A 783-nucleotide genomic window follows, 5' to 3' on the forward strand; every position below is an offset into this window, starting at 1 on the left:
TGCAATGCAATTAATCCATTTTTGTTTACATCTGAGTATTTGGATAAAAAACGTAATGAAGTGTTAACTCTCCCTTGAAGCCTAACAATTGGGAGTGCTGCCTTGTATATTTCCTTCTCCGTTAAATACCGTTTAAAAAACATAATTCTCCGCCTCCGTATAGCGTGCCTATTTTATTTCGTCGTAAAACTTAGCTCTGAAATATTCCTTTAGAACCATCATGTCATTAATAATTGAATCTATCTCATCCATTTTTTCTTGGTATTCTTTTAATGGTGAAGGGAGCGGTAACTCAATATTTGAAAAGTGATTGGCGAGATAGGGATCAAGGTTTCTCATCCATTCAGGCTTTTCGCCAATGCGTTCTTCAACTGAAAGTGAACCTGATAATCTCTGGTTAATAAGATCACTTAGACTCATTTTGGTTTTATTCGAAAGCCGTTGTAAGGATTGCTTTAATCCTATATCTAGCATGATATTTGTTCTTTCTCTCATTACCCCCCCTTGCTATTGCGTTTTTTGTTGCGCACAAAGCTACCATTGCGCATTAAGAAACGCAATAAAAAAGGAGGGAGGGAGTGGTTTGTACATGATGTGCAGTGCGCTGAGGGCATCAGTGGCGGGTGTTTTTCCGTGGGATGGATGGAGCTCCGGGGATAACAGAACTGACGATCATTTAAAGGATCTTCTTGAGATCCTTTTTTTCTGCGCGTAATCTCTTGCACTGTAAACGAAAAAACCGCCTGGGGAGGCGGTTTGTTCGAAGGGTAAGTCAATTGGGGA

Annotated in this window: 1 protein-coding gene; it reads right to left on the reverse strand. The window is 40.0% G+C overall.

Annotated elements, in window-relative coordinates; all coding sequences use genetic code 11:
- Nucleotides 1–168: 168 nt before the first annotated feature.
- Nucleotides 169–495 (reverse strand): hypothetical protein, encoded by a 327-nt coding sequence (locus PKE79_RS16495; protein WP_050516389.1) that lies wholly within the window; start codon nt 493–495, stop codon nt 169–171.
- Nucleotides 496–783: the final 288 nt, after the last annotated feature.

It is taken from the genome of Microbacterium barkeri (genome assembly GCF_027921765.1).
Taxonomy (GTDB): Bacteria; Actinomycetota; Actinomycetes; order Actinomycetales; family Microbacteriaceae; genus Microbacterium; species Microbacterium barkeri.

What these genes read in the sequence shown, in the direction of transcription:
- PKE79_RS16495 (WP_050516389.1), bottom strand. Translation starts at nt 495, where the DNA reads ATGAGAGAAAGAACAAATATCATGCTAGATATAGGATTAAAGCAATCC.